Annotated in this window: 4 protein-coding genes; 2 read left to right on the top strand and 2 right to left on the bottom strand. The window is 61.6% G+C overall.

Annotated features, from left to right (window positions below; all coding sequences use genetic code 11):
- Window positions 1–140 precede the first annotated feature (140 nt).
- Complete coding sequence (locus AC11W3_RS04030) at window positions 141–758, top strand: NUDIX hydrolase (protein ID WP_484091015.1); 618 nt, start codon at window positions 141–143, stop codon at window positions 756–758.
- Between the two features lie 206 nt (window positions 759–964).
- Here the strand turns inward: AC11W3_RS04030 and AC11W3_RS04025 are convergent, their stop codons facing one another.
- Window positions 965–2,254 carry a multiheme c-type cytochrome gene (locus AC11W3_RS04025; RefSeq protein ID WP_484092537.1) on the bottom strand — a complete coding sequence of 430 codons (1,290 nt, stop codon included), beginning with the start codon at window positions 2,252–2,254 and terminating at the stop codon, window positions 965–967.
- On the bottom strand, window positions 2,251–3,381 hold the full coding sequence (locus AC11W3_RS04020) for a hypothetical protein (RefSeq protein ID WP_484091306.1): 1,131 nt from the start codon (window positions 3,379–3,381) through the stop codon (window positions 2,251–2,253). Before AC11W3_RS04020 ends, AC11W3_RS04025 begins: the two co-directional genes overlap by 4 nt.
- A 304-nt stretch (window positions 3,382–3,685) precedes the next feature.
- On the opposite strand from AC11W3_RS04020, the gene AC11W3_RS04015 reads away from it, so the two are divergent.
- Window positions 3,686–3,812, top strand: a 127-nt coding sequence (locus AC11W3_RS04015) for a DUF503 family protein (protein ID WP_484092538.1), incomplete at its 3' end; no start/stop codon positions are given.

Here is a 3,812-nt window from a genome sequence, read left to right as displayed (position 1 = left end):
CACGCGGGAGCCGACGTCTTCGTGGCCGGCAGCGCCGTATTCAACACCCCCGACTATGCGGCAACCATCGCGGAGTTGAAGAAAAGGGCAAAGGAACCGGTACTCTGACCGAGGCGAAAGATCCCTTTCCGGAGGAGGAGATGGCCGATCCTCTCGAAATGAAGGAGAAGATTCGGGCTGCGCTGGCTTTGCGCAAGCGGGTCCCGCTGGAGGCCGGCCCGGTCCCCGCGGCCGTGCTGGTCCCGCTTTTCCTCAAGGACAGGGAATACCACATCCTCTTCACCAAGCGCACCTCTCATCTTACCCACCACAGCGGCGAGATTTCCTTCCCCGGAGGGGTTTGTGATCCGGGGGATATCGACAGTGCCGATACGGCCCTGCGCGAGACCTGGGAGGAAGTCGGCATCGTACCCGCCGACGTCGAGGTCCTGGGTGAGCTCGATGACTGCCGTTCGATCCACAACTACCTGGTCACCCCTGTCGTCGGCGTCTTCCCCGAAGGATATGGGCTGACCGTCAACGATGCGGAGATTGAGCGGCTGATAGAGGTGCCGCTGTCGCATTTTGCCAAGCCCGGGGTTTTCAGGGTCGAGCACTGGGAGTGGCAGGGGGAGCTGCGGCCGGTCTATTTCTACCAGCACGGCGAGGACGAGATCTGGGGGCTGACGGGGAGGATATTGAAGAACTTCCTGGATGTGCTCAACGCAACAGAGGCGCAGCCGGAGAAGGGCGTTGGAGAGCCGGGCGACGTGGCGTAACCAAACCTCCCTCTCCCTCCGGAAGTCGGTGGGCGTTGCGTCCCCCCCTTGTCAAAGGGGGGATAGGGGGGATTTGCCGTGTGAGCAGTATCGTTGCTGCGGTTCGCGCCCGGAAGGGCGCTCCTACGAAAGGGAGAGCCGGCACGCATGGCTTGCGTCCCTCACCCCTGCCCGGAGGGCGAGGGGGGACAGCCCCCGGAAGGACCTTACTTCATCTTTTCCAGTACCTTGGCCTTCTCCCTGGCGTACTCATCCGCCGTCAGGGCGCTACGCTCGAACTTGTTCTTGAGAGCCTTCAGCTCGTCCTCCGCGCTCGACGCCGGCGACGAGGCAACCGTCGGTCCCGCTTTCTTGCGCTCCTTCAGTCGGCTGGCCTCGCTCTTGATGTCGACCAGGTCCATCTTCAGCTCGGCATTGCCGTACCAATGGGTGTAGGCGGGATTCTGGTGATAGGCGCCTTTCACTGTTCGGGCATAGTCGTACTTCTTCATCTTGAAGAAGATTCTCTCGATGTGGGAGGTATCCTCGTAGAGCATCTGGCTGTCCGTGACCAGCTTGCGGCCGCTCAGAGGATGAGGCGGGCGGTCCTGCGGCATCGGGTCGAGGAGCCCGCGGTCGTTTAGGTCCCAGATGATCTTTTCGGCCTCCTTGAGGATGGCGAGGCTCTGGCTGCGGACGGTATCGTCGCGCTCGAGCTCACGCCTGGCGAAGGCGGGGGAGTGGCACTTGCTGCAGATCTGAACCATCTCGCCCCGCGCCGGTTCCGCCTTCTTGGCCGGATAAGGAACGCCCCCCGAGTTCATGGTGATCCCGGTGGAGACGTTATGACCCTTGGTCATGTGGCAGCTCTGGCAGTCGGGTCCGGTCCCTTTCCCTGCGGTCGTGTTGAGGGTGCCGTGCAGCGAGGTCTGCCACATCTCCCACTGCGGGTGGTCCGGCCCCATGTGGCATTTGGCGCACGAGTTCGGATCCCGGACGATCTTCAGATCGGTGGAGTGCTTGGAATGGCAGGAGTCGCAGGAATTCTCGACACTATGGCAGTAGTTGCAGCCGATCTCCTCCATCTCGGACGACTGTTTCAGGAAGCGGGCGCACTCGACGTCGGAGTGCGGCTTTTCATCCCCCGCGCGGTGGCAGAAACGGCACTCGCCGGGCTTGCGGTCCTGGAGGTTCCTGGTGCAGCCCCATCCCGAATGCAGGCCCATCCCGTGACGGCTCGCCTTGTGTTCCTTCAACGCCTTGTCATGGCAGGCGCCGCACACTGCCATGTCGACCTTGGCCTCACCCTTGACGATCTTTTCATGATCGGAACCGTGGCACTTTTCACAGCCGACGCCGGCCTTGGCATGGGCGCTTCCCTGCCACTGCGCGACCGCCGCCGGGGTTTTCTCCAGGTGACAGGTGATGCAAGGCTCCGCCGCGGCGAATACGGCAAGGGGGCTGAACGCTGCCAACGCCGCGATCAAGCCGGCGCTCTTCAAAAACATCCTGATCATCGTGCGGCTCCCTGGTCTCTCTGGCCCCGGTACTCCTTCTCGCTGATGAGGCCCTGGCTTCTAAGCCTGCGCAATTGCAACAGACGCTGAAGGTCTTTGGGCTGCGGCGCCGCTCCCTCGTCCCTGGGACCGTAGACGATATAAAGTTTGCCGTCATAGCTTACGGCCATCCCGGTCCGGTCCGGCAAAAAGACACCCCTCGATTGCGTGGGGAAAGAGGCGACGCTCTTCCCCTCGCGGTAGAGGCGTCCATCGAGGAAAAGGAATTCGCCGGAGGGGGAGAGGGCAGGATAGGCCCCGGCCGCTGGCCAGGCATCCATCTCGCGGCCGTCGGGGATGGAGAGGCGGCGGGTTAGTGACTGCATGTCCGGGACCAGTAGTGAATCGCTGTCAGGGGTGTAGAGTGGGGCGCCGGAGCCAACGGAGGTCTTGCCTATGTCATGTTCGGCACCGGTTTCGAGGTGCCTGGTAACTACCCTCAGGTAAGGGGTGAACATCGGCGGGTCTTTCAGCACGGTGTAGGCGATCTCATCGCCGAGGGGAGAAAGCGCCATCTTCAGCGTCATCAGCAGCGTCTGCTCCGGCATCTTCGCCACATGTGGACGTACCGTCACCGCGTTCAGGGTGGTAACCGTCGGAGCCTTCACCCCATCCCAGTCGTAGAGCAGGGCCGTCAATTCCGCGCCGAACTTGAACCTCTTTATCTTCAGCCCCGTAGCCAGCAACTCGGCATCAGAGCGCCAGGCGAGGGAGGTGACATATTCAAATATGGTTGTCTCTGCGAGAACCTTTCCCTTGCTGTCGAAGATGCGCAGGACGGTGCTCGTCTCCCCCGGCAATGCCGCCGCAAACTTGTTCCCGTTCGGGGAGAACGAAATCGCCGTTACCTTTGCTGCGGGGAGGTCGGTGATCGTCCCGTCCGTGTTGACGATCTCGATGTTCCCCTTTGTTGCCGCGGCAATGGTTCCCGTGCGGCTGACGTCGAAGGGGCCCCCCGGGTCGGCCTTGGTGAATTCATGTACCTGGTAATCATCGGGAAGCTGGGAGAGTTGCTTCAGCGAAGTGCACCCGGTAAGGGCGCACAGTAGCAGGGATAAGAGCAAAAGCGTGTAGCGGCATCCGGTCATGGCGAACCTCCTTTCGGCGAGGGCGCCAGTGTACCGGATTTACCAAGGCATGACAACGGAAGAAGTTAAAGGGGTACTAGGGGTGATCTCATTGGTGTGGTACAATGCCGGAAGGTGAAAGGTGAATGGTGAAGGGTGAAGGGTGAAGGGTGAAGGGTGAAGGGTGAAGGGTGAAGGGTGAAGGGTGAAGGGTGAATTCGGCCTGCCGGCGGGTAGCATCGATATAGCTGCCAAGGCGTCCCCCCCCTTTGGCAAAGGGGGGCAGGGGGGATTTGCCTTTGAGGTAGGATGCGGAGGTGTCGCGATGCGAGTCGTGCTGATGCAGATCAGGCTTCGTCTCATGAGCCGTACGCTCAAGGACAAGCGAGGCATCGTCAAAAGCATCCTGGGAAGGGCGCGCAACAGGTTCAACGTCTCCTGTATCGAGGCCG

The organism is Geomonas sp. (assembly GCF_056994735.1).
Note: the sequence above shows the minus strand (reverse complement) of the source record. Positions and strands in the feature narration are given on the sequence as shown.